The organism is Pseudomonas sp. TMW22091, assembly GCF_022496705.1.
Classification (GTDB): Bacteria; Pseudomonadota; Gammaproteobacteria; order Pseudomonadales; family Pseudomonadaceae; genus Aquipseudomonas; species Aquipseudomonas saxonica.
This window is the reverse complement of record NZ_SCFI01000004.1, coordinates 96,059-115,974: the sequence shown is the minus strand read 5'-3', so window position 1 is coordinate 115,974 and position 19,916 is coordinate 96,059. Positions and strand designations below refer to the sequence as shown.

At 57.8% G+C, this 19,916-nt stretch carries 16 protein-coding genes; all 16 read right to left on the bottom strand.

Annotated features, from left to right (window positions below; all coding sequences use genetic code 11):
* Positions 1-7: 7 nt before the first annotated feature.
* Positions 8-1,015, bottom strand: a complete 1,008-nt coding sequence (nuoH, locus tag EQV93_RS09580) for an NADH-quinone oxidoreductase subunit NuoH (protein WP_122784558.1) — start codon at positions 1,013-1,015, stop codon at positions 8-10.
* On the bottom strand, positions 1,012-3,726 hold the full coding sequence (gene nuoG, locus EQV93_RS09575) for an NADH-quinone oxidoreductase subunit NuoG (RefSeq protein ID WP_240891449.1): 2,715 nt from the start codon (positions 3,724-3,726) through the stop codon (positions 1,012-1,014). Before nuoG ends, nuoH begins: the two co-directional genes overlap by 4 nt.
* Before the next feature lie 132 nt (positions 3,727-3,858).
* Positions 3,859-5,214 (bottom strand): NADH-quinone oxidoreductase subunit NuoF, encoded by a 1,356-nt coding sequence (nuoF, locus tag EQV93_RS09570; protein WP_122784560.1) that lies wholly within the window; start codon positions 5,212-5,214, stop codon positions 3,859-3,861.
* Positions 5,211-5,708, bottom strand: coding sequence for an NADH-quinone oxidoreductase subunit NuoE (gene nuoE / locus EQV93_RS09565; RefSeq protein WP_019412098.1), 498 nt, complete (start codon positions 5,706-5,708; stop codon positions 5,211-5,213). The genes nuoF and nuoE overlap by 4 nt, the downstream gene beginning before the upstream one ends.
* Positions 5,709-5,710: 2 nt before the next feature.
* Positions 5,711-7,495, bottom strand: a complete 1,785-nt coding sequence (gene nuoC / locus EQV93_RS09560; protein ID WP_240891448.1) for an NADH-quinone oxidoreductase subunit C/D — start codon at positions 7,493-7,495, stop codon at positions 5,711-5,713.
* 75 nt (positions 7,496-7,570) lie between these two features.
* A complete protein-coding gene (locus EQV93_RS09555; RefSeq protein ID WP_016780200.1) occupies positions 7,571-8,245 on the bottom strand; it encodes a NuoB/complex I 20 kDa subunit family protein in 675 nt (224 codons plus the stop codon).
* 10 nt (positions 8,246-8,255) lie between these two features.
* Entirely contained in the window at positions 8,256-8,669 is a 414-nt protein-coding gene (locus EQV93_RS09550) for an NADH-quinone oxidoreductase subunit A (protein ID WP_003446990.1), read from the bottom strand.
* A gap of 699 nt (positions 8,670-9,368) precedes the next feature.
* Entirely contained in the window at positions 9,369-10,694 is a 1,326-nt protein-coding gene (aceA, locus tag EQV93_RS09545) for an isocitrate lyase (RefSeq protein WP_003446991.1), read from the bottom strand.
* 234 nt (positions 10,695-10,928) lie between these two features.
* Positions 10,929-11,672, bottom strand: coding sequence for a secretin N-terminal domain-containing protein (locus EQV93_RS09540; RefSeq protein WP_146383762.1), 744 nt, complete (start codon positions 11,670-11,672; stop codon positions 10,929-10,931).
* Positions 11,673-11,891: 219 nt separating this feature from the next.
* Positions 11,892-12,314, bottom strand: coding sequence for a GNAT family N-acetyltransferase (locus EQV93_RS09535; protein ID WP_122784562.1), 423 nt, complete (start codon positions 12,312-12,314; stop codon positions 11,892-11,894).
* Positions 12,307-13,473, bottom strand: coding sequence for a ribosomal protein uL16 3-hydroxylase (locus EQV93_RS09530; protein ID WP_122784563.1), 1,167 nt, complete (start codon positions 13,471-13,473; stop codon positions 12,307-12,309). Before EQV93_RS09530 ends, EQV93_RS09535 begins: the two co-directional genes overlap by 8 nt.
* An 83-nt stretch (positions 13,474-13,556) precedes the next feature.
* Complete coding sequence (gene purB, locus EQV93_RS09525; RefSeq protein WP_240891447.1) at positions 13,557-14,927, bottom strand: adenylosuccinate lyase; 1,371 nt, start codon at positions 14,925-14,927, stop codon at positions 13,557-13,559.
* A gap of 127 nt (positions 14,928-15,054) precedes the next feature.
* On the bottom strand, positions 15,055-15,678 hold the full coding sequence (hflD, locus tag EQV93_RS09520) for a high frequency lysogenization protein HflD (RefSeq protein ID WP_122784564.1): 624 nt from the start codon (positions 15,676-15,678) through the stop codon (positions 15,055-15,057).
* Positions 15,675-16,808, bottom strand: coding sequence for a tRNA 2-thiouridine(34) synthase MnmA (gene mnmA / locus EQV93_RS09515; RefSeq protein ID WP_122784565.1), 1,134 nt, complete (start codon positions 16,806-16,808; stop codon positions 15,675-15,677). The genes hflD and mnmA overlap by 4 nt, the downstream gene beginning before the upstream one ends.
* Before the next feature lie 59 nt (positions 16,809-16,867).
* Positions 16,868-17,314 (bottom strand): NUDIX hydrolase, encoded by a 447-nt coding sequence (locus EQV93_RS09510; RefSeq protein WP_240891446.1) that lies wholly within the window; start codon positions 17,312-17,314, stop codon positions 16,868-16,870.
* A 228-nt stretch (positions 17,315-17,542) separates the two neighbouring features.
* The gene (locus tag EQV93_RS09505) at positions 17,543-19,765 is read right to left on the bottom strand and encodes an NADP-dependent isocitrate dehydrogenase (protein WP_122784567.1); all 2,223 of its coding nucleotides are present in this window, start codon (positions 19,763-19,765) and stop codon (positions 17,543-17,545) included.
* Between the last annotated feature and the right edge of the window lie 151 nt (positions 19,766-19,916).

Below are 19,916 nucleotides of genomic sequence, written 5' to 3'. Positions count from 1 at the left end.
TCTATCCTCACTGAACCGCGCCGGCAGGCGTGTTCAACAACACGATTGCGGCGGTCACCAGCAAATTGATCAGGGTCAGCGGCAGGCAGAACTTCCAGCTGAAGTCCATCACTTGGTCATACCGAGGGCGCGGAATGGAGGCGCGCAACAGGATAAAGATCATGATGAAAAACGCGGTCTTCAGGGCGAACCAGATAAACGGAATCTGTGGCAGCAGCCCGAAAGGACCGTGCCAGCCACCGAAGAACAAAGTCACCAGCAACGCCGAGATCAACACGATCCCGATGTACTCACCGACGAAGAACATGCCCCATTTCATGCCGGCGTATTCAATGTGGTAACCATCGGCCAGTTCCTGCTCGGCTTCAGGCTGGTCGAAGGGGTGACGGTGAGTCACGGCCACGCCAGCGATGAAGAAGGTCAGGAAACCGAAGATCTGCGGAATGATGAACCACAGGTTCTGTGCCTGGTATTCAACGATGTCGCGCATGTTGAACGAGCCAACCTGCACCACGATGCCCATCAGCGACAGGCCCATGAATACTTCATAGGACACGGTCTGCGCCGAGGCGCGCAAGGCGCCCAGCAGGGCAAACTTGTTGTTGCTCGACCAGCCGGCGAAGAGCACCGCGTAGACCGACAGACCGGCCATGGCGAAGAAGAACAGGATGCCGATGTTCAGATCCGCAACGCCCCAGGTCGGGGTGATCGGGATAATCGCAAAGGAGATCAACAAGGCGCTCATGGCCACCACGGGTGCCAAGGTGAAGATCACCTTGTCGGCAAACGGCGGTGTCCAGTCTTCCTTGAAGAACATCTTGATCATGTCAGCGGCAATCTGGAACGCGCCAAACGGGCCGACGCGGTTCGGACCGTAACGGTCTTGCCACAAGGCCAGCAGGCGACGCTCTACCCAGCTGAGCAGTGCGCCGCAGACCACCACGGCGAGCAGAATCACCACGGCTTGCACCACCGAGATAATCACGTCGATCACTTCAGGCGTGAACCAGGTCATTGGGCTGCCTCCTGCAAACCGTCAACGGTAAGGCCAAAGATCGCTGGTGGAATGCCCGGCAAACCGGCGGGCAATGCCACCAAACCTGCACCCAGCTCTTCATTGATACGCAGCGGCAGACGCAGGGTCACACCGGCAACGTTCAAGCTGAGCAGTGCGCCATCATTGACGCCCAAGCGGTCGGCTTCGGACTTGGCCAGCGCAATATAGGCCGCTGGAATACGTTCTTGTACCGGCGCGGCTTTCGACGAGTTCTCTTCGCTGCCCAGCAGGTGGTAGAACGGAACGACTTGCCAGGTGCCACGGGCCGGGTTGAAGGCGCCCGGAATATTGGCAAACCAGTTCAGCGAGTCACCTTTGCTTTCGATCAGGCGAATGCCCGGATCGCCCGCGCGGATATGCCCACCGACTTCGTCCTGGAACTTGTTCCACGCTTGTGGCGAGTTCCAGCCCGGCGACCAGGCGAACGGCACTTGTTGACGTGGTTCGACGGAGCCCGAGTAGCCTTCCATCGAGAACGCGAACGCGGTGTCCGGGTCTTGTGGGGTACGCGGTTCGTGCACGCTGATATTGGCGCGCATGGCCGTACGGCCACTGTAACGCAGTGGTTCGCGAGCCAGTTTCAAGCCTTTGATGCGGAATGCTGCCGACGGTGCTGCATCAATGATGCCCGCCAGTTCCGGTGTGCTTGCCGCTGTTTGTTGCGTGACGTGATCGAGCAGGGTCCAGTCAACCGGCTTGTTCAGCAGGGTGCTGCGCAAGGCGTGCAACCAGCGCCAGCCTTCGTGGATCAGGATGCTCGCATCCAGGTAGCGAGGTTCAAACACCTGGAAGAAGCGCTGGGCGCGGCCTTCCTGGCTGACCAGCGTACCGTCGCCTTCGGCGAAGCTTGCGGCCGGCAGCACCAGATCGGCACGGTCGGTGGTTGCAGTTTTCTGATGATCGGCAACGATCACCACTTTGGCGGCATCCAGTGCAGCATTGACCTTGACTGCATCAACCCGGGTAAACAGATCGTTTTCCAGTACCACGATGGCGTCGGCGTTGCCGTCAATCACCGCTTGCAGGGCAGCGTCTACCGATTCGCCGCCGAGCATGGCCAGACCCAAGCTGTTAGCTTCCGGCACGACCAGGCTGATAGAGCCGGCTTTCTCACGCAGGTGCAGCGCCTTGGCGATATTGCCTGCGGCTTCGATCAGGGCTTTGGAGCCCAGCGAAGTACCGGCAATGATCAATGGGCGTTTGGCGGCGAGCAGGGCGTCAGCGATGCGTTTGGCCAGCTCCAGGGCTTCAGCGTCCAGACCGGCTACGGCAGGGGCGCTGGCGTCGATGGCGTGGGCCACAGCGAAACCGATGCGGGCCAGATCGTCTGGTGCGGCGTGGACGCATTCTTCGGCAACGTCGTCGAGCTTGGTTTCAGCCAGGCTGGCGATAAACAGTGGGTTCAGCGCGTGCTGGCCAATGTTTTTCACCGCGGCGTCAAGCCAAGGCTGAACGCGCATGGCGTCGGCCATTTCTTCGGCTTTGCCCTTGACCGATTGACGCAGCGACAGCGCCATACGGGCGGCGGTCTGAGTCAGGTCTTCACCCAGTACGAAGATGGCGTCGTGATCTTCGATCTCGCGCATGTTCGGCACGGGCAGCGGGCTGTCTTTGAGCACTTGCAGCACCAGGCGGATGCGCTCCAGCTCACCGGCTTCAATGCCCGAGTAGAAGTGTTCGGCGCCGACCAGCTCGCGCAACGCGTAGTTGCTTTCAAGGCTGGCACGGGGCGAACCGATACCGACAATATTGCGACCGCGCAATAGATCGGCGGCTTTATCCAGTGCGGCGTCGACGCTTAATTTCTTGCCGTCGGCCAACAATGGCTGACGTGGGCGGTCGGTACGGTTGACGTAGCCATAACCAAAGCGGCCGCGGTCACACAGGAAGTACTGGTTAACCGAACCGTTAAAGCGGTTTTCGATGCGACGCAGCTCACCGTAACGCTCACCGGGGCTGATGTTGCAGCCGCTGGAGCAGCCGTGGCAGATGCTCGGTGCAAACTGCATGTCCCACTTGCGGTTGTAACGCTCGGAGTGGGTTTTGTCGGTGAACACGCCGGTCGGGCACACTTCGGTGAGGTTGCCCGAGAATTCGCTTTCGAGCACGCCGTCTTCAACGCGACCGAAGTACACGTTGTCATGGGCACCGAATACGCCCAGGTCAGTACCACCCGCGTAGTCTTTATAGAAACGCACACAGCGATAGCAGGCAATGCAGCGGTTCATTTCGTGGGAAATGAACGGGCCGAGTTCCTGGTTCTGGTGAGTACGCTTGGTGAAGCGATAACGGCGCTCGTTGTGACCGGTCATCACGGTCATGTCTTGCAGGTGGCAGTGACCGCCTTCTTCGCACACAGGGCAGTCGTGCGGGTGGTTGGTCATCAGCCACTCGACGACGCTGGCGCGAAAAACTTTCGCTTCTTCGTCTTCGATGGAGATCCAGCTACCGTCGGTGGCCGGGGTCATGCACGACATGACGATACGACCACGGGTGTCGTTTTCGTCGGTGTACTGCTTGACTGCACATTGGCGGCACGCGCCAACGCTGCCCAAGGCAGGGTGCCAGCAGAAATACGGAATATCGAGGCCTAGCGACAGACACGCCTGTAACAGGTTGTCTGCCCCATCGACTTCGAGCTCTTTGCCGTCTACGTGGATAGTGGCCATGGTTCAAAGTTCTTCGTTGGCCCGGTGTCAGCGGGCGTGGCTAATGGAATCTTGTTATGCGTTCGAAGCAACCCAGCCTTACGGCGTTATCGAACGATCAGAGGGCGGCACGGACCACCCTCATTCAGAGCGTTACGCACCGATAACAATCGGGCGTGCCAGAGGTGGAACGCCCGGTTTTGCTTGCGCAATACCGGCTTCGAACTCTGGACGGAAGTATTTGATCGCGCTGCCCAACGGCTCAACGGCACCCGGTGCGTGAGCACAGAACGTCTTGCCCGGGCCGAGGAAACCGACCAGACCCAGCAGGGTCTCGATGTCACCAGGCTGACCTTCACCGTTTTCAATGGCCATAAGCAGCTTGACGCTCCACGGCAATCCATCACGGCAAGGGGTGCAGAAACCGCACGATTCACGGGCGAAGAACTGTTCCATGTTGCGCAGCAACGACACCATATTGACGCTGTCGTCGACGGCCATCGCCAAGCCTGTCCCCATACGGGTTCCGACCTTGGCGATACCTCCGGCGTACATTTGCGCGTCCAGGTGCTCTGGCAGCAGGAAACCTGTACCGGCACCGCCAGGCTGCCAGCATTTAAGCTTGAAGCCGTCGCGCATACCGCCAGCGTAGTCTTCGAACAGCTCGCGAGCGGTCACGCCGAAAGGCAGTTCCCACAGGCCAGGGTTCTTCACTTTGCCGGAGAAGCCCATCAGCTTGGTGCCGTGGTCTTCGCTGCCTTCGCGGGCCAGGGATTTGTACCAGTCAACGCCGTTGCCAATGATGGCCGGGACGTTGCACAGGGTTTCAACGTTGTTCACGCAGGTCGGTTTGCCCCATACGCCCACAGCGGCCGGAAACGGCGGCTTGGAGCGCGGGTTGGCGCGACGGCCTTCGAGGGAGTTGATCAGTGCGGTTTCTTCACCGCAGATGTAACGCCCGGCACCGGTGTGCACGAACAGTTCGAAGTCAAAGCCCGAGCCCAGAATGTTCTTGCCCAGCAGGCCGGCGGCCTTGGCTTCTTCCACTGCGCGGCGCAGGTGCACTGCGGCAGTGGTGTATTCGCCACGCAGGAAGATATAACCGCGGTAGGTTTTCAGTGCGCGGGCACTGATCAACATGCCTTCGATCAGCAGATGGGGCAGTTGCTCCATCAGCATCCGGTCTTTCCAGGTGTTGGGTTCCATTTCATCGGCGTTACACAGCAGGTAACGGATGTTCATGGACTCGTCTTTAGGCATCAGGCCCCACTTCACGCCCGTGGGGAAGCCTGCACCGCCGCGACCTTTGAGGCCCGCGTCTTTCACGGTCTGGACGATGTCGTCCTGAGCCATGTCGGCGAACGCCTTGCGCGCAGCGGCGTAGCCGTCTTTTGCCTGATATTCGTCGAGCCATACCGGCTCGCCGTCATCACGCAGACGCCAGGTCAGCGGGTGAGTTTCAGCCGAACGCTTGATCAGGTTGGCTGGGCCGAAGGAAGTCAGGGTCATGGGTAGCCCTCCAGCAACGTAGCGACGCCAGCAGGCTGCACGTCACCGAATGTGTCGTCGTCGATCATCAACGCCGGCGCCTTGTCGCAGTTGCCCAGGCAGCACACCGGCAGCAGCGTGAAGCGGCCGTCGGCAGTGGTTTGACCGAGGCCGATGCCCAGTTTGTTCTGGATCTCGCCAACCACCGATTCGTGGCCGCCGATGTAGCAGACCATGCTGTCGCACACACGGATGATGTGACGGCCAACCGGCTGACGGAAGATCTGGCTGTAGAACGTGGCCACGCCTTCGACGTCGCTGGCAGGAATGCCCAGCAGCTCGCCGATGGCGTAGACGGCACCGTCCGGTACCCAGCCGCGTTCCTTCTGAACGATCTTCAGGGCTTCGATCGACGCCGCGCGCGGGTCTTCATAGTGATGCATCTCGTGCTCGATGGCCGAGCGCTCGGTTTCGCTCAGGGCGAAACGGTCTGTCTGGATAAGCGTGCTGTTCATGCTTAGCGGTCCACGTCGGCCATAACGAAATCGATACTACCCAGGTACGCAATCAAGTCCGCGACCATTTCACCTTTGATCACCGAAGGGATCTGTTGCAGGTGCGGGAAGCTTGGGGTGCGAATCCGGGTGCGGTAGCTCATGGTGCCGCCATCGCTCGTCAGGTAATAACTGTTGATGCCCTTGGTCGCCTCGATCATCTGGAAGGATTCGTTGGCCGGCATCACCGGGCCCCACGAAACTTGCAGGAAGTGCGTAATCAAGGTCTCGATATGTTGCAGCGTGCGCTCTTTAGGCGGCGGCGTGGTCAGCGGGTGATCCGCCTTGTACGGACCTGCCGGCATGTTGCGCATGCACTGCTCGATGATCTTCAGGCTCTGGCGCATTTCTTCTACACGCACGATGCAGCGGTCGTAGGCATCGCCATTGGCGGCCAGTGGCACTTCAAACTCGAAGTTCTCATAGCCGGAATACGGGCGAGCTTTACGCAGGTCGAAGTCACAACCGGTCGAACGCAGGCCAGCACCGGTGACGCCCCATTCCAGGGCTTCTTTGGTGTTGTACTGAGCGACGCCGATGGTACGACCGCGCAGAATGCTGTTGTCCAAAGCGGCTTTCTGGTATTCGTCCAGACGCTTGGGCATCCAGTCGATGAATTCTTTGACCAGGCGTTCCCAGCCGTTCGGCAGATCGTGGGCAACGCCGCCGATGCGATACCAGGCCGGGTGCAGACGGAAACCGGTAATGGCTTCGATCACTTTGTAAGCGCGCTGACGGTCGGTGAACGTGAAGAACACCGGGGTCATGGCGCCCACGTCCTGGATATAAGTCCCCAGGAACAGCAGGTGGCTGGTGATACGGAAGAACTCGGCCATCATGATGCGGATGGTGTCGACCCGATCCGGCACCTTGATGCCTGCCAGTTTTTCGACCGAAAGCACATAGGGCAGGTTGTTCATCACGCCGCCGAGGTAATCAATACGATCGGTGTACGGGATGAAGCTGTGCCAGGACTGGCGTTCAGCCATTTTTTCGGCACCACGGTGGTGGTAACCGATGTCCGGCACGCAGTCGACGATTTCTTCGCCATCGAGCTGCAGGATGATACGGAAGGCACCGTGAGCCGAAGGGTGGTTCGGGCCCAGGTTGAGGAACATGTAGTCCTCGTTATCACCGGAGCGTTTCATGCCCCAGTCTTCGGGCTTGAAGCGTGCGGCTTCTTCTTCCAGCTGGATCTTGGCCAGGCTCAGGCTGTACGGATCGAACTCAGTGGCGCGTGCCGGGAAGTCCTTGCGCAGCGGGTGACCTTCCCAGGTCGGCGGCATCATGATGCGCGACAGGTGCGGGTGACCTTTGAAGTCGATACCGAACATGTCCCACACTTCACGCTCGTACCAGTTGGCGTTTGGCCAGATACCGGTCACGGTCGGCAGGCTCAGATCGCCTTCAGACAGCGCCACCTTGATCATCACGTCGCTGTTACGTTCCAGCGACATCAGGTGGTAGAAGACGGTGAAGTCTGCGCCCGATGGCAAGCCCTGACGCTTGGTGCGCAAACGCTCGTCCACACCGTGCAAGTCATAGAGCATGACGTAGGGTTTTGGCAGGGTGCGCAGGAAGGTCAGCACTTCGACCAGTTTGCCGCGGGCAACCCAAAGCACCGGCATGCCGGTGCGCGTGGTCTGAGCGGTGAATGCTTCAGGGCCAAAACGGTTATTCAATTCAACGACCACATCTTGGTCGTCAGCCTTGTAAGGCGGGATGTACAGAGCGGAGCCTGTAGTCATGGTTTTTTTATCGCTTTCGTTCAACGTAAAGAATGAAGCCAGTGATTCGTTCTATTGCTTAGAAACGGCTCTGGGTCAGACTTCGTCGGGGCTGCGCAGGTTGGTCACCTGGATACGCTGTTCGCGGCGCTGTTCCTTTTGCGATGGCATCTCGGCGCGGTAAACGCCTTGTTCGCCAACGACCCAGGAAAGTGGGCGACGCTCCTGGCCAATTGACTCTTGCAACAGCATCAAGCCTTGCAGAAAAGCCTCTGGGCGGGGCGGGCAGCCGGGTACGTAAACGTCCACGGGCAGGAACTTGTCGACCCCTTGAACCACGGAGTAGATGTCGTACATGCCACCGGAGTTGGCGCACGAACCCATGGAGATGACCCATTTAGGTTCAAGCATTTGCTCATAGAGACGCTGAATGATCGGCGCCATCTTGATGAAGCAGGTACCGGCGATCACCATGAAATCCGCCTGACGCGGCGATGCCCGGATCACTTCGGCGCCGAAGCGTGCGATGTCATGGGGGGCTGTGAAGGCGGTGGTCATTTCCACGTAGCAGCATGACAGGCCGAAGTTGTACGGCCACAGGGAGTTTTTACGTCCCCAGTTGACCGTGCCGTTTAGCACGTCTTCCAGCTTGCCCATGAAAATGTTTTTGTGGACTTGATCTTCTAACGGATCAGCAACGGTTTCCCGTGTGCCGATCGGATACTGCTCGTTAGGAGCGTCCGGGTCGATCCTGGTAAGTTCGTATTGCATTGCCAAAGCCTCATTGTTTCAGCTTGGCCTGCCGCTTACGACGAGCTTCCGGTGCCCAATCAAGAGCACCCACCCGAAATAGGTAGACAAGGCCTGCCAACAGAATTGCTATGAAAACGAGAGCTTCGACGAATCCGGTCCAGCCGCTTTCGCGTACAGACACAGACCATGCAAAGAGAAAGAGGGCTTCGATATCGAAGATCACGAACAGCATCGCGACCAGATAGAATTTGGCTGAGAGCCGTAAGCGGGCGCCACCGGTGGGCAGCATGCCGGATTCAAACGGTTCATTTTTGCTGCGACCCCAGGCTTTTGACCCAAGGAGGCTGGACACGCCGAGCATGAAGGCACAAAGGCCGACAACGCCGAGAAGGAAAATGGCAAAGCCCCAGTTGTGGGCTATGAGTCCTGTCGCTTCGGGCATGCTGGAAATCCTTAACAGAGAACACGCGTCTCTGAGCTTGAAAAGGTAATAAAGCAGTGACGAAATGTCGCAGCGCAATTGATGGGCGGGATTTTATGGCTAAACACCCAGCAAGTAAATTTTCTATGATGAATTAATTCAGTCCTTTAGTTGTAGAACACTCGGTAATGTCGATGCAGGCCTTGTGGCACGGGCGTTCCAGCGCATTTCAATGATTGTATTTCGGCAGCCCTGTATCCAACAAAAGCAACTCGTAATGATAATTAATATCGTTTAAGAAGCCGTCTATTGTGTCGCTATGTCGCAGGTGTCTAGAACTTGGCTTATATAAGCGCAGTTAGCAAGTTTGGAACTTGGCTTTTTAACCTGTTCAGGCGATTGAGGTATGGACCTGGGTCAGTGTTTTGTTGGAAAGAGGTGCTCTGGACTCGTAGCAGCTGCCGTAGGAACGAGGCTGCGTTAGGCGGCGAAGCCGCCTTAAGATCAGACGCTCTGGTGTAGTAATCAAATCTGACTCGCAAAATTTACGACGACTACGGCGGGGTGCCGTATCACGCCGGACGCAGCCTCGTTCCTACGGCAGCTGCTACGTGAGACTGGTTAACTGTGGACAAAAAAATGCCCCGAACCAGTCGGGGCATGATGTTCAAGGCATTGCGTCTGTTCTTTACACGCCGGGCAATTGCCGTGCTCGCACTATTAGTGGAACTGTTCTTCTTCTGTAGAGCCGGTCAGTGCGGTCACCGATGACGAGCCACCTTGAATGACGGTGGTCATGTCGTCGAAGTAGCCGGTGCCCACTTCCTGCTGGTGCGCCACAAAGGTGTACCCTTTGGCGGCGTCAGCAAATTCCTGCTCTTGCAGCTTCACGTAGGCGGTCATGTCGTTGCGGGCGTAGTCGTGCGCCAGGTTGAACATGCTGTGCCACATATTGTGGATGCCAGCCAGGGTGATGAACTGATGTTTGTAGCCCATGGCCGACAGTTCGCGCTGGAACTTGGCGATGGTCGCGTCGTCCAGGTTTTTCTTCCAGTTGAAGGAAGGCGAGCAGTTGTAAGACAGCAGTTGGTCCGGGTATTCCTTTTTGATCGCTTCAGCAAAACGGCGGGCTTCATCCAGGTCCGGCTTGGCAGTTTCGCACCAGATCAGGTCGGCATACGGAGCGTAAGCCAAACCGCGAGCGATCGCTTGGTCCAGGCCGGCGCGTACTTTGTAGAAGCCTTCCTTGGTGCGCTCGCCTGTAACGAACGGCTGGTCGTACGGGTCGCAATCGGAAGTCAGCAGGTCAGCTGCGTTAGCGTCGGTGCGGGCCAGAATGATAGTCGGTGTGCCAGCGACGTCAGCCGCCAGACGAGCAGCCGTCAACTTTTGTACGGCTTCTTGAGTGGGGACCAATACCTTGCCGCCCATGTGGCCGCATTTCTTGACCGAAGCCAGCTGATCTTCGAAGTGAACGCCGGCGGCGCCTGCTTCGATCATGCTTTTCATCAGTTCATAAGCGTTCAGCACGCCACCAAAACCGGCTTCAGCGTCAGCCACGATCGGTGCGAAGTAGTCGATATAGCCTTGGTCACCCGGGTTTTTACCGGCTTTCCACTGAATTTGATCCGCACGGCGGAACGAGTTGTTGATGCGCTTGACCACGGTTGGAACAGAGTCCACCGGGTACAGCGACTGATCGGGGTACATGGATTCGGCAGAGTTGTTGTCTGCCGCCACTTGCCAGCCCGACAGGTAAATGGCCTGGATGCCGGCTTTAACCTGTTGTACTGCCTGGCCCCCGGTCAGGGCGCCCATGCAGTTGACGAAATCTTTCTCGGGACGGAAGGACGGGTGTGCGCCCTGTGTCACCAGTTTCCACAGCTTGTCAGCGCCCATTTTTGCAAAGGTGTGCTCGGGTTGAACCGAGCCGCGCAGGCGGACCACGTCAGCAGCGGAGTAATCGCGAGTCACGCCTTTCCAGCGTGGATTTTCGGCCCAGTCTTTTTCAAGGGCTGCAATTTGCTGTTCGCGTGTCAGTGCCATGGTGATAAACCTCGTCGCATAGGTCTGGGTTGAAAAGTTTTGCTCCACCAGGCACACATCAATGTTGTTTGTGTAAGTGCGTGATTGGCTTCTCGCTAACGGCTTTCAGAGGTCTTGTGTAAGGCCTCTGAATCGCGGGAGCGGGGCCATCATGCCTTTGCATTTTTGCGTCGTCAAACACTTTGTAGTGCTTTTTTCATGGCACTACATATTTGCTCTGATTCGACTCATCAGTCAGTTTTGGGCCTTTTGGTCAAGTGCGTCGACTTTTACCCGTACGGTCATGTCATCGCGGCTTTGAGTAGAGTAGGTAAGGGTTTCACCTTGTTGAGCGGTCGGATTCTGGCCATTGATCCCCGCTACAGTGATCCACTGCCCCAGTGGTCCGCTGACCTGTGTGTCGGTGTTTTGCACGTTCACTACATCGGGCTGCTCCTGGCTCATGCGGTCGCGCTGGGCGCTGATCGCCAGGTGAACCGTATTGCCCGTCACAGTGGCGGTGACATAAAAGCCGCGGGTCACGTCTCGGTATTCGGTCTGCGTCAGCAAGCGGCCATAGCCATCTGTCTGGGTGCTGGTGAGCGGAACACTTTGACCGGTCTGAATAAACGCGGGAACGCCTTCAGTCACTTGAATTTGCTGAGTCCCGCCATCGCGGCTGGCGGTGCTGTAGACGCGGGTGCTGCTGTTGGTTTCGGGCAAGTTGTTGTCACGGGTATCGACGGTGACAAGCAGGCGTTTGGCGGGTGTGTCGAGTTGGCTCAGCAGGTCCTGAAGGTTTTTGATTTTTGAGGCGGACGCCTCGACGATCAATTGATTGCCGTAAGCACTGACTTTACCGTTCTTGCCGATAAAGTCCTGAGCGATGGGCAGAAGGTCAGTGCTGGTACGGTTTTGCAGGGTGATGACTTGGGTGTCGGCCAGCGCCATGCTGCTGGTCAGCAGCAACAGACTGGCGACGAATGTGCGTAGGGACATGTCCGTATTCTCCGCAATGCTTGGAAGGTCAGAGTGGAGTGTGCCAGATAGCAAAACGCCCTGCGATCCAGAGAGGGCAGGGCGTTGCTTAATTCGTAGCAGCTGCCGCAGGCTGCGTTCGGCGGCGAAGCCGTCGTAAATCCTGTGTGCACATTTGCTGGATTAACGATCGCTTCGCAATCGGACGTCGCCTTCGGCAACTGCTACGGGAGGGTTACGTTAGCTGTCGCGCACCATATCAACATGAGGAATGCCTGCTTCCAGGAATTCTTCGCTGACGATATTAAAGCCCAGTCGTTCGTAAAACGCTGAGGCATGCACTTGTGCGCTGAGCATTTGCTGCTTGAGCCCGCGCTTTTCTGCTTCGCTGACCGCCGCATTCATCAGCGCATCACCGACTTTCAAGCCGCGCCAGTCCTTGAGCACGGATACCCGGCCGATATGGCCGTCGAGCAGCAAGCGCGCAGTGCCAATCGCATAGTCGCCCTCATAGGCCAGAAAATGCACAGCGTCAGCGTCGTCAGAGTCCCATTCAAGCTCAGGCGGGACCTGTTGTTCATTAATAAATACCGCCTCACGAATGCGTCGAAGGTCGGCGATGTCCTTTTGCCAATTGGCGACACGTACGCGAATTTTATTCATCAGCGAATCCCAAGCTTCCTTGTTTGACCAGCTCACAGAGCAGGTTGCGTCCATCTTCATCGGCCAACCATGGCTCGAGGTTTTCGATGTGCAGGGCATCAGCCGCGCAAATCATCTTTAGCAGTTCGCGTAATTTGCCCGGCAGCAGGCGACTCTGACCGCTTGCAAACAAGAGCAGGTCGTCGTCCACTTCAGACCAGGCCAGGCGCGCACTCGGATTGCGGATCAGGACTGCGCCCTGTTCCAGGCTGCCCAGCAGATCTTCTTCTTCGAGTTCAGGCCCTGTCACGAGTTCCGGATAACGCGGCTCGGTCATGAATTGGCCGAACCATGTCAGCAGCATGCGCTCGTCGCTCATGTGCTCGGCCAGCAAGCCTTTAAGGCGATCAAGGGCATCATGCTGGATCTGGTGCGGGTCGCTCACCGGCTGGGCGTCAGCATCGGTGTAGCGTTCTTCATCAGGCAGGTACTGGCTGAGGAAGTCGGTGAAGTGAGTCAGTACTTCAGCTGCGCTCGGTGCGCGGAAGCCCACGGAGTAGGTCAGGCATTCATCCACAGCTACACCGCAGTGAGCCAGACGTGGCGGCAGGTAGAGCATGTCGCCCGGCTCCAGCGTCCACTCGTCGGTGGCCTGGAAATCAGCCAGAATGCGCAGGTCTGCATGTGCCAGCAGCTTGCTCTCGGAATCGCACATCTGGCCGATCTGCCAGTGACGCTTGCCGGCGCCTTGTAGCAAGAACACATCGTAGTTGTCGAAGTGAGGGCCAACGCTGCCACCGGGGGCTGCGTAGCTGATCATCACATCGTCGATGCGCCAGCTTGGCAAGAAGCGGAAGTTTTCCAGCAGCTCACCCACTTCGGGTACGAACTGATCAACGGCTTGAACCAGCAGCGTCCATTCGCGCTCTGGCAGTTTGCCAAATTCGTCTTCTGCAAACGGGCCGCGGCGCAATTCCCATGGGCGCTCGCCGTGCTCGATGACCAGGCGCGACTCGACTTCTTCTTCAAGTGCCAGGCCAGCCAATTCGTCGGCATCGATCGGGCTTTCGAAGTCAGGAATGGCCTGACGGATCAGCAACGGTTTCTTCTGCCAGTAGTCGCGCAGGAATTCGCGTGCAGTGATGCCGCCCAGTATTTGAAGAGGAGTATCAGGATTCATGTGTAACCTATTGAAAAATTGCACTTTGTAATCGGGAATAAAAACGCCCGGCACGGCCGGGCGTTAGTAGGTCGTTGCTGCGATCAGATGCGCTTGGCCTGTTCGACCGCGTTGCCAATGTAATTGGCAGGGGTGAGCAGTTTCAGCTCGGCTTTCGCCGCTTCCGGCATTTCAAGGCCGTCGATGAACGTTTGCAGTGCTTCTGGGCTGATGCCCTTGCCGCGCGTCAGCTCTTTAAGCTTCTCGTACGGGTTTTCAATATTGTAACGGCGCATCACGGTCTGAATCGGCTCAGCCAGCACTTCCCAGCAGGCGTCCAGGTCAGCAGCGATCTTCTGAGCGTTGAGCTCCAGTTTGCTGATGCCTTTAAGGCTGGCTTCGTACGCGATCACGCTGTGGGCAAAGCCCACGCCGAGGTTGCGCAGTACGGTGGAGTCGGTCAGGTCGCGCTGCCAGCGGGAGATGGGCAGTTTGCTGGCCAGGTGCTGGAACAATGCGTTGGCGATGCCCAGGTTGCCTTCGGAGTTTTCGAAGTCAATCGGGTTGACCTTGTGCGGCATGGTCGAGGAGCCGATTTCGCCTGCGATGGTGCGCTGCTTGAAGTAACCCAGGGAGATATAGCCCCAGATGTCGCGGTCGAAGTCGATCAGGATGGTGTTGAAGCGCGCCATGGCGTCGAACAGCTCGGCAATGTAGTCGTGCGGCTCGATCTGGGTGGTGTAGGGGTTGAAACCCAGGCCCAGTTCGTCTTCGATAAAGGCGCGAGCGTTTTCTTCCCAGTCGATCTGCGGGTAGGCCGAGAGGTGGGCGTTGTAGTTGCCCACGGCGCCGTTGATTTTGCCCAGTAGCGGTACAGCTGCCACTTGAGCAATTTGACGCTCAAGACGGTAAACCACGTTGGCCAGTTCTTTGCCCAAGGTTGTCGGCGAAGCCGGTTGGCCGTGGGTGCGCGACAGCATCGGTACGTCGGCGAACTTGATCGCCAGCTCGCGGATGGCTTCGGCGGTCTGACGCATCAGCGGCAACATCACATCATCGCGGCCTTCGCGCAGCATCAGGGCGTGGGACAGGTTGTTGATGTCCTCGCTGGTGCAGGCAAAGTGGATGAACTCACTGACGTTGGCCAGCTCTGGCAGCTTGGCGGCCTGTTCCTTGAGCAAGTACTCAATGGCCTTGACGTCATGGTTGGTGGTGCGCTCGATCTCTTTGACACGCTCGGCGTGCTCCAAAGAGAAGTTTTCGGCCAGTTCATTCAAAACGGCGTTGGCTTCGGCAGAGAAGGCCGGAACTTCAGGGATGGCAGCGTGTGCCGCGAGGCGCTGAAGCCAACGGACTTCAACCAGAACGCGAGCACGAATCAGGCCGTACTCGCTGAAAATTGGGCGCAAAGCCTGGGTTTTGCCGGCGTAGCGGCCGTCAACAGGGGAAACCGCAGTGAGCGAAGAAAGCTTCATGGGGTGTTCTCGGACAGTCGGGCAACGAAATGGGGCGCGTATCATACATGAAAAAACGGCCGGTCCGTTGCCAAGTGACCGGCGTCATACGCGTATCGATTTATAAATCTGTGACTACTGGCGGGTTTCAGTGACCGCGCAGCATCGGGTAAAGCTCTTTGAGCAGCTTGCGGCGGCTGAACACCAGCTGCCAGCGATGGCCACCCAGTTGGCGCCAAAGCCGTGCCGAGCGGATGCCGGCCAGCAACAGGGCGCGAATTTTTGAGGCGTTGCTCGGTTGTTGCAGATTACGCATGTCTCCATGCACCTGAATGCGCTGGCGCAAGGTGCTTAACGTGTCCTGATACAGCGCGCCACACGCGGCCACCACGTTTTCGTGTGCCGGGCCGAAATGTTCGACCTGAGACTGAATCTGCGGCAAGCGTTTGCCGATCAGTTCCAGCATGTCATCACGCTTGGCCAGTTGGCGCTCGAGGCCGAGCATGGACAGTGCGTAGCGTAAAGGCTCGCGTTGCAAGGTGTTGGGGTCGCGCTCAAGGGCGCCGATCAAGGCGCGATAGCCTTCACGCAGGTGGCTGTCGTCGCCGCCAAACACTTCAAGCGTGTCCTTGGGGTCGCGAACCAGCAAGGTCCCCAGCATGCAGGCCAATTCGGCTTCGCCGACCTGACCCGTTTTGGCGATCTTGTCGACCAGCACGGCAGCGAGGAAAACCCCGCCCAGGGCTACCAACTGCTCTTGGGTGGGGTTCATGCCTGGTTGCCTTTGCTGGTCCAGGGTTCAGCGATTTCGATCACGCCGCCGCCAAGACAGACTTCGCCGTCGTAAAACACCACGGATTGACCGGGGGTAACGGCACGTTGTGGGTCATCGAATGTGGCGCGATAACCGTCTGCGGTTTTTTCCAGCGTGCAGGGCTGGTCGCTTTGGCGATAACGAACCTTGGCGGTCAGGCGCAGCGGGCTGCTCAGGTCGATTGGGTTGACCCAGAAAATTTCGGAGGCGAGCAGGGCGCGGGAGAACAGCCACGGATGATCGTTGCCCTGACCTACGATCAATTCGTTTTTTTCCAAGTCTTTAAACAATACATACCAAGGCTCGTCGCTGGCGTCCTTGAGGCCGCCGATGCCCAGCCCTTGACGCTGGCCGATGGTGTGGTACATCAGGCCGTGGTGGCGGCCAATGACTTCACCTTCGGTGGTCTTGATCTCGCCCGGTTGTGCAGGCAAGTACTGCTTGAGGAAGTCGCTGAAGCGTCGTTCGCCAATAAAGCAGATGCCTGTTGAGTCTTTCTTCTTGGCGGTGGCCAACCCGTGTTTTTCGGCGATTTGACGCACCTCGGGTTTTTCCAGTTCGCCAACCGGGAACAGGGTGCGGGCAATTTGCTCGCCGCCGACCGCGTGCAGGAAGTAGCTCTGATCCTTGTTCGGATCAAGGCCTTTGAGCAGCTCTGTACGGCCGTCAATGTCGCGACGACGCACATAGTGGCCCGTGGCAATCAAATCGGCACCCAGCATCAGGGCGTAGTCGAGGAACGCCTTGAACTTGATTTCGCGGTTGCACAGGATGTCCGGGTTCGGCGTGCGTCCAGCCTTGTATTCGGCCAGAAAGTGCTCAAACACATTGTCCCAGTACTCGGCGGCAAAGTTGGCGGTGTGCAGCTTAATGCCAATTTTGTCGCAGACGGCCTGGGCGTCTGCCAGATCATCCATGGCGGTGCAGTAATCCGTTCCGTCGTCTTCCTCCCAGTTCTTCATGAACAGGCCTTCCACCTGATAGCCCTGCTCCATGAGCAGAACGGCGGAAACGGAAGAGTCGACACCACCGGACATGCCGACAATGACGCGCTGTTTTTCGGGGGCGACTAAGGCTGGATCACGCATAAGGATTCAATGAGTGTCTTTAAAAAGGACGCGATTCTAGCAGGCCCGAGCGCTCAAGGCTAAACCGAAGGGCGGATTAACGAGAGGTCGAACAGTTTGCCGCTCAAATAATCGTCAATGCATTGCAAGGTCAGCTCGCTGCGCCAGCGTTCGCGTTGTTTCAGCAGTTCGTCGCGAGTCAGCCAGAGCGGGCCGATTATGCCGGTGTCCAGGGTGTACGTGGGGTGGTGCTTGATGGCTTTGCCCGCAAAACATACGCGTTGATACGTCACGCCATTGCTCGGGGCGGTGTACAGATAAATGCCAATCACGCCGGTCAGTTCGACGTCGTAACCGGTTTCTTCAAGGGTTTCGCGGATAGCCGCGTCGATCAGGCTTTCATTTGGGTCCAGATGGCCGGCCGGCTGGTTGAGGACTGCGCGGTCGCGTTTGAGCTCTTCAACCATTAGAAAGCGACCATTGTCTTCGACGACTGTTGCGACGGTGATGTGGGGTTTCCATTCCATTGAGTTGATCTCTTTGTATGAATTGTTCGTAGCAGCTGCCGAAGGCTGCGTCCGGTTGCGAAGCAATCGTAACGCCTGAGTGTGCGGTGTAACTGACAAATTGCAGGTATTGATTTTACGACGACTACGTCGCCGGACGCAGCCTTCGGCAGCTGCTACGAGATAGTGGGGCCCAAAAACACAAACCCCGGCGTCGTGGGCCGGGGTTTGTGGTGTTGCCTGTTGCTCTTACACTGAGGCGATAATCGCATTCAGTGTGGCGCTTGGGCGCATTACTTGGCTGACCTTGTCGGCATCAGCGTGGTAGTAACCACCGATGTCTACAGGTTTGCCCTGCACAGCGTTGAGTTCGGCAACAATTTTTGCCTCGTTCTCGGCCATGGCTTTTGCTACAGGGGCAAATTGGGCTTGCAGCTCTTTGTCTTCGGTCTGAGCTGCCAGGGCTTGTGCCCAGTACAGCGCCAGGTAGAAGTGGCTACCGCGGTTGTCGATGTTGCCGACTTTGCGCGATGGCGATTTGTTGTTGTCCAGGAACTGACCGGTAGCCTGATCCAGAGTCTTGGCCAACACCAACGCTTTCGGGTTGTTGTAGGTCGTGCCCAAGTGCTCCAGGGAAGCTGCCAGCGCCAGGAATTCACCCAGCGAGTCCCAGCGCAGGAAGTTTTCTTCCAGCAACTGTTGAACGTGTTTCGGAGCGGAGCCGCCTGCGCCCGTTTCGAACAGACCGCCACCATTCATCAACGGTACGATCGACAGCATTTTGGCGCTGGTGCCCAGTTCCATGATCGGGAACAGGTCAGTCAGGTAGTCGCGCAATACGTTGCCGGTCACCGAGATGGTGTCCAGGCCTTTACGGGTGCGCTCCAGAGTGAACTTCATGGCATCAACGGGTGCCATGATGCGAATGTCCAGGCCGCTGGTGTCGTGATCCTTCAGGTAGGTTTCAACCTTCTTGATCATCAGGGCGTCGTGGCTACGCTTTGGGTCGAGCCAGAACACGGCAGGCGTGTTGCTGGCGCGGGCGCGGTTGACAGCCAGCTTGACCCAGTCGCGGATCGGCGCGTCTTTGGCCTGGCACATGCGCCAGATATCGCCTTCAGCGACCTTTTGCTCCATCAGCACGTTGCCGTTGCTGTCGGTTACACGCACAACACCGTCCGTCTTGATCTGGAAGGTTTTGTCGTGAGAACCGTACTCTTCGGCTTTCTGTGCCATCAGGCCAACGTTTGGCACGCTGCCCATGGTGGTCGGATCGAAGGCGCCGTGTTGCTTGCAGTCTTCGATGGTTGCCTGATAGATGGTGGCGTAGCAGCGATCCGGGATCACAGCTTTGGTGTCGTGCAACTGACCGTCAGTGCCCCACATTTTGCCCGAGTCACGGATCATCGCTGGCATCGATGCGTCGACGATAACGTCGCTTGGCACGTGCAGGTTGGTGATGCCTTTGTCGGAGTTCACCATGGCCAGCGCAGGGCGGTTGGCGTACACCGCCTCGATGTCAGCTTCGATTTCAGCTTGTTTCTCGGCTGGCAGCGCCTTGATGCGTGCGTACAGGTCGCCAATGCCGTTGTTCAGGTTGAAACCGATTTCTTTCAGGACGTCAGCGTGTTTTTCCAGCGCGTCCTTGTAGAACTCAGCCACGATCTGACCAAACATGATCGGGTCGGACACCTTCATCATGGTGGCTTTCAAGTGCACCGAGAACAGCACGCCTTGCTTCTTGGCGTCTTCGATTTCGGCCGCTACGAACTCGCGCAGGGCTTTTTTGCTCATGACCGAGCAGTCGATGATCTCGCCGGCTTGTACGGCGGTTTTTTCTTTCAGAACGGTGGTGGTGCCGTCTTGAGCGATCAGTTCGATTTTAACGGTGTCAGGGGCTTCGATCAGGGCGGCTTTTTCGCTGCCGTAGAAGTCGCCTTCGCTCATGTGAGCCACGTGAGACTTGGAGTCTGCTTTCCAGGCGCCCATTTTGTGCGGGTGCTTGCGAGCATAGTTTTTGACCGACAGCGGAGCGCGACGGTCAGAGTTGCCTTCGCGCAGCACCGGGTTTACGGCGCTGCCCATGACCTTGCTGTAACGCGCTTTGATTTCTTTCTCGGCGTCAGTGGTCACGGTTTCCGGGTAGTCCGGAATGTCAAAGCCCTGCGCTTGCAGTTCTTTGATTGCGGCCTGCAATTGCGGGACCGAGGCGCTGATGTTAGGCAGCTTGATGATGTTGGCTTCAGGTGTAACGGCCAGCGCGCCCAGTTCGGCGAGGTGGTCGGGTACAGCCTTGGCACCCAATTGCTCGGGGAAGCTGGCGAGGATTCGACCGGCCAGAGAGATGTCACGCGTTTCGACATCAATATTGGCGGTGGCCGTAAACGCTTCAATGATAGGCAGCAGTGAGTAGGTGGCGAGCGCCGGAGCTTCGTCGGTGAAGGTATAAATGATCTTCGAACGGTTGGGCATTTCGGATTAACTCTCTTCTTTGCTGAGCGTGCTCAGATACTCGAGATGCGCAGGGTAGGCGCTTTCGTTCACAGTGAACAATGAGCCGAAAGTCGAGGTTCTTCGCGGTGATGTGAATGCATCAGTAGAGCGTCAAGCGGTCGAACCGGGG

Excerpts from the sequence above, each read along its gene's own strand:
- EQV93_RS09555 (WP_016780200.1), bottom strand. The coding sequence starts at position 8,245 with ATGCAATACGAACTTACCAGGATCGACCCGGACGCTCCTAACGAGCAG.
- EQV93_RS09540 (WP_146383762.1), bottom strand. The coding sequence starts at position 11,672 with ATGTCCCTACGCACATTCGTCGCCAGTCTGTTGCTGCTGACCAGCAGC.
- EQV93_RS09505 (WP_122784567.1), bottom strand. The coding sequence starts at position 19,765 with ATGCCCAACCGTTCGAAGATCATTTATACCTTCACCGACGAAGCTCCG.
- EQV93_RS09530 (WP_122784563.1), bottom strand. The coding sequence starts at position 13,473 with ATGAATCCTGATACTCCTCTTCAAATACTGGGCGGCATCACTGCACGC.
- EQV93_RS09535 (WP_122784562.1), bottom strand. The coding sequence starts at position 12,314 with ATGAATAAAATTCGCGTACGTGTCGCCAATTGGCAAAAGGACATCGCC.
- EQV93_RS09550 (WP_003446990.1), bottom strand. The coding sequence starts at position 8,669 with ATGCCCGAAGCGACAGGACTCATAGCCCACAACTGGGGCTTTGCCATT.
- nuoC (WP_240891448.1), bottom strand. The coding sequence starts at position 7,495 with ATGACTACAGGCTCCGCTCTGTACATCCCGCCTTACAAGGCTGACGAC.
- nuoF (WP_122784560.1), bottom strand. The coding sequence starts at position 5,214 with ATGACCCTGACTTCCTTCGGCCCAGCCAACCTGATCAAGCGTTCGGCT.
- nuoE (WP_019412098.1), bottom strand. The coding sequence starts at position 5,708 with ATGAACAGCACGCTTATCCAGACAGACCGTTTCGCCCTGAGCGAAACC.
- aceA (WP_003446991.1), bottom strand. The coding sequence starts at position 10,694 with ATGGCACTGACACGCGAACAGCAAATTGCAGCCCTTGAAAAAGACTGG.
- mnmA (WP_122784565.1), bottom strand. The coding sequence starts at position 16,808 with ATGCGTGATCCAGCCTTAGTCGCCCCCGAAAAACAGCGCGTCATTGTC.
- EQV93_RS09510 (WP_240891446.1), bottom strand. The coding sequence starts at position 17,314 with ATGGAATGGAAACCCCACATCACCGTCGCAACAGTCGTCGAAGACAAT.
- nuoG (WP_240891449.1), bottom strand. The coding sequence starts at position 3,726 with ATGGCCACTATCCACGTAGACGGCAAAGAGCTCGAAGTCGATGGGGCA.
- purB (WP_240891447.1), bottom strand. The coding sequence starts at position 14,927 with ATGAAGCTTTCTTCGCTCACTGCGGTTTCCCCTGTTGACGGCCGCTAC.
- nuoH (WP_122784558.1), bottom strand. The coding sequence starts at position 1,015 with ATGACCTGGTTCACGCCTGAAGTGATCGACGTGATTATCTCGGTGGTG.
- hflD (WP_122784564.1), bottom strand. The coding sequence starts at position 15,678 with ATGAACCCCACCCAAGAGCAGTTGGTAGCCCTGGGCGGGGTTTTCCTC.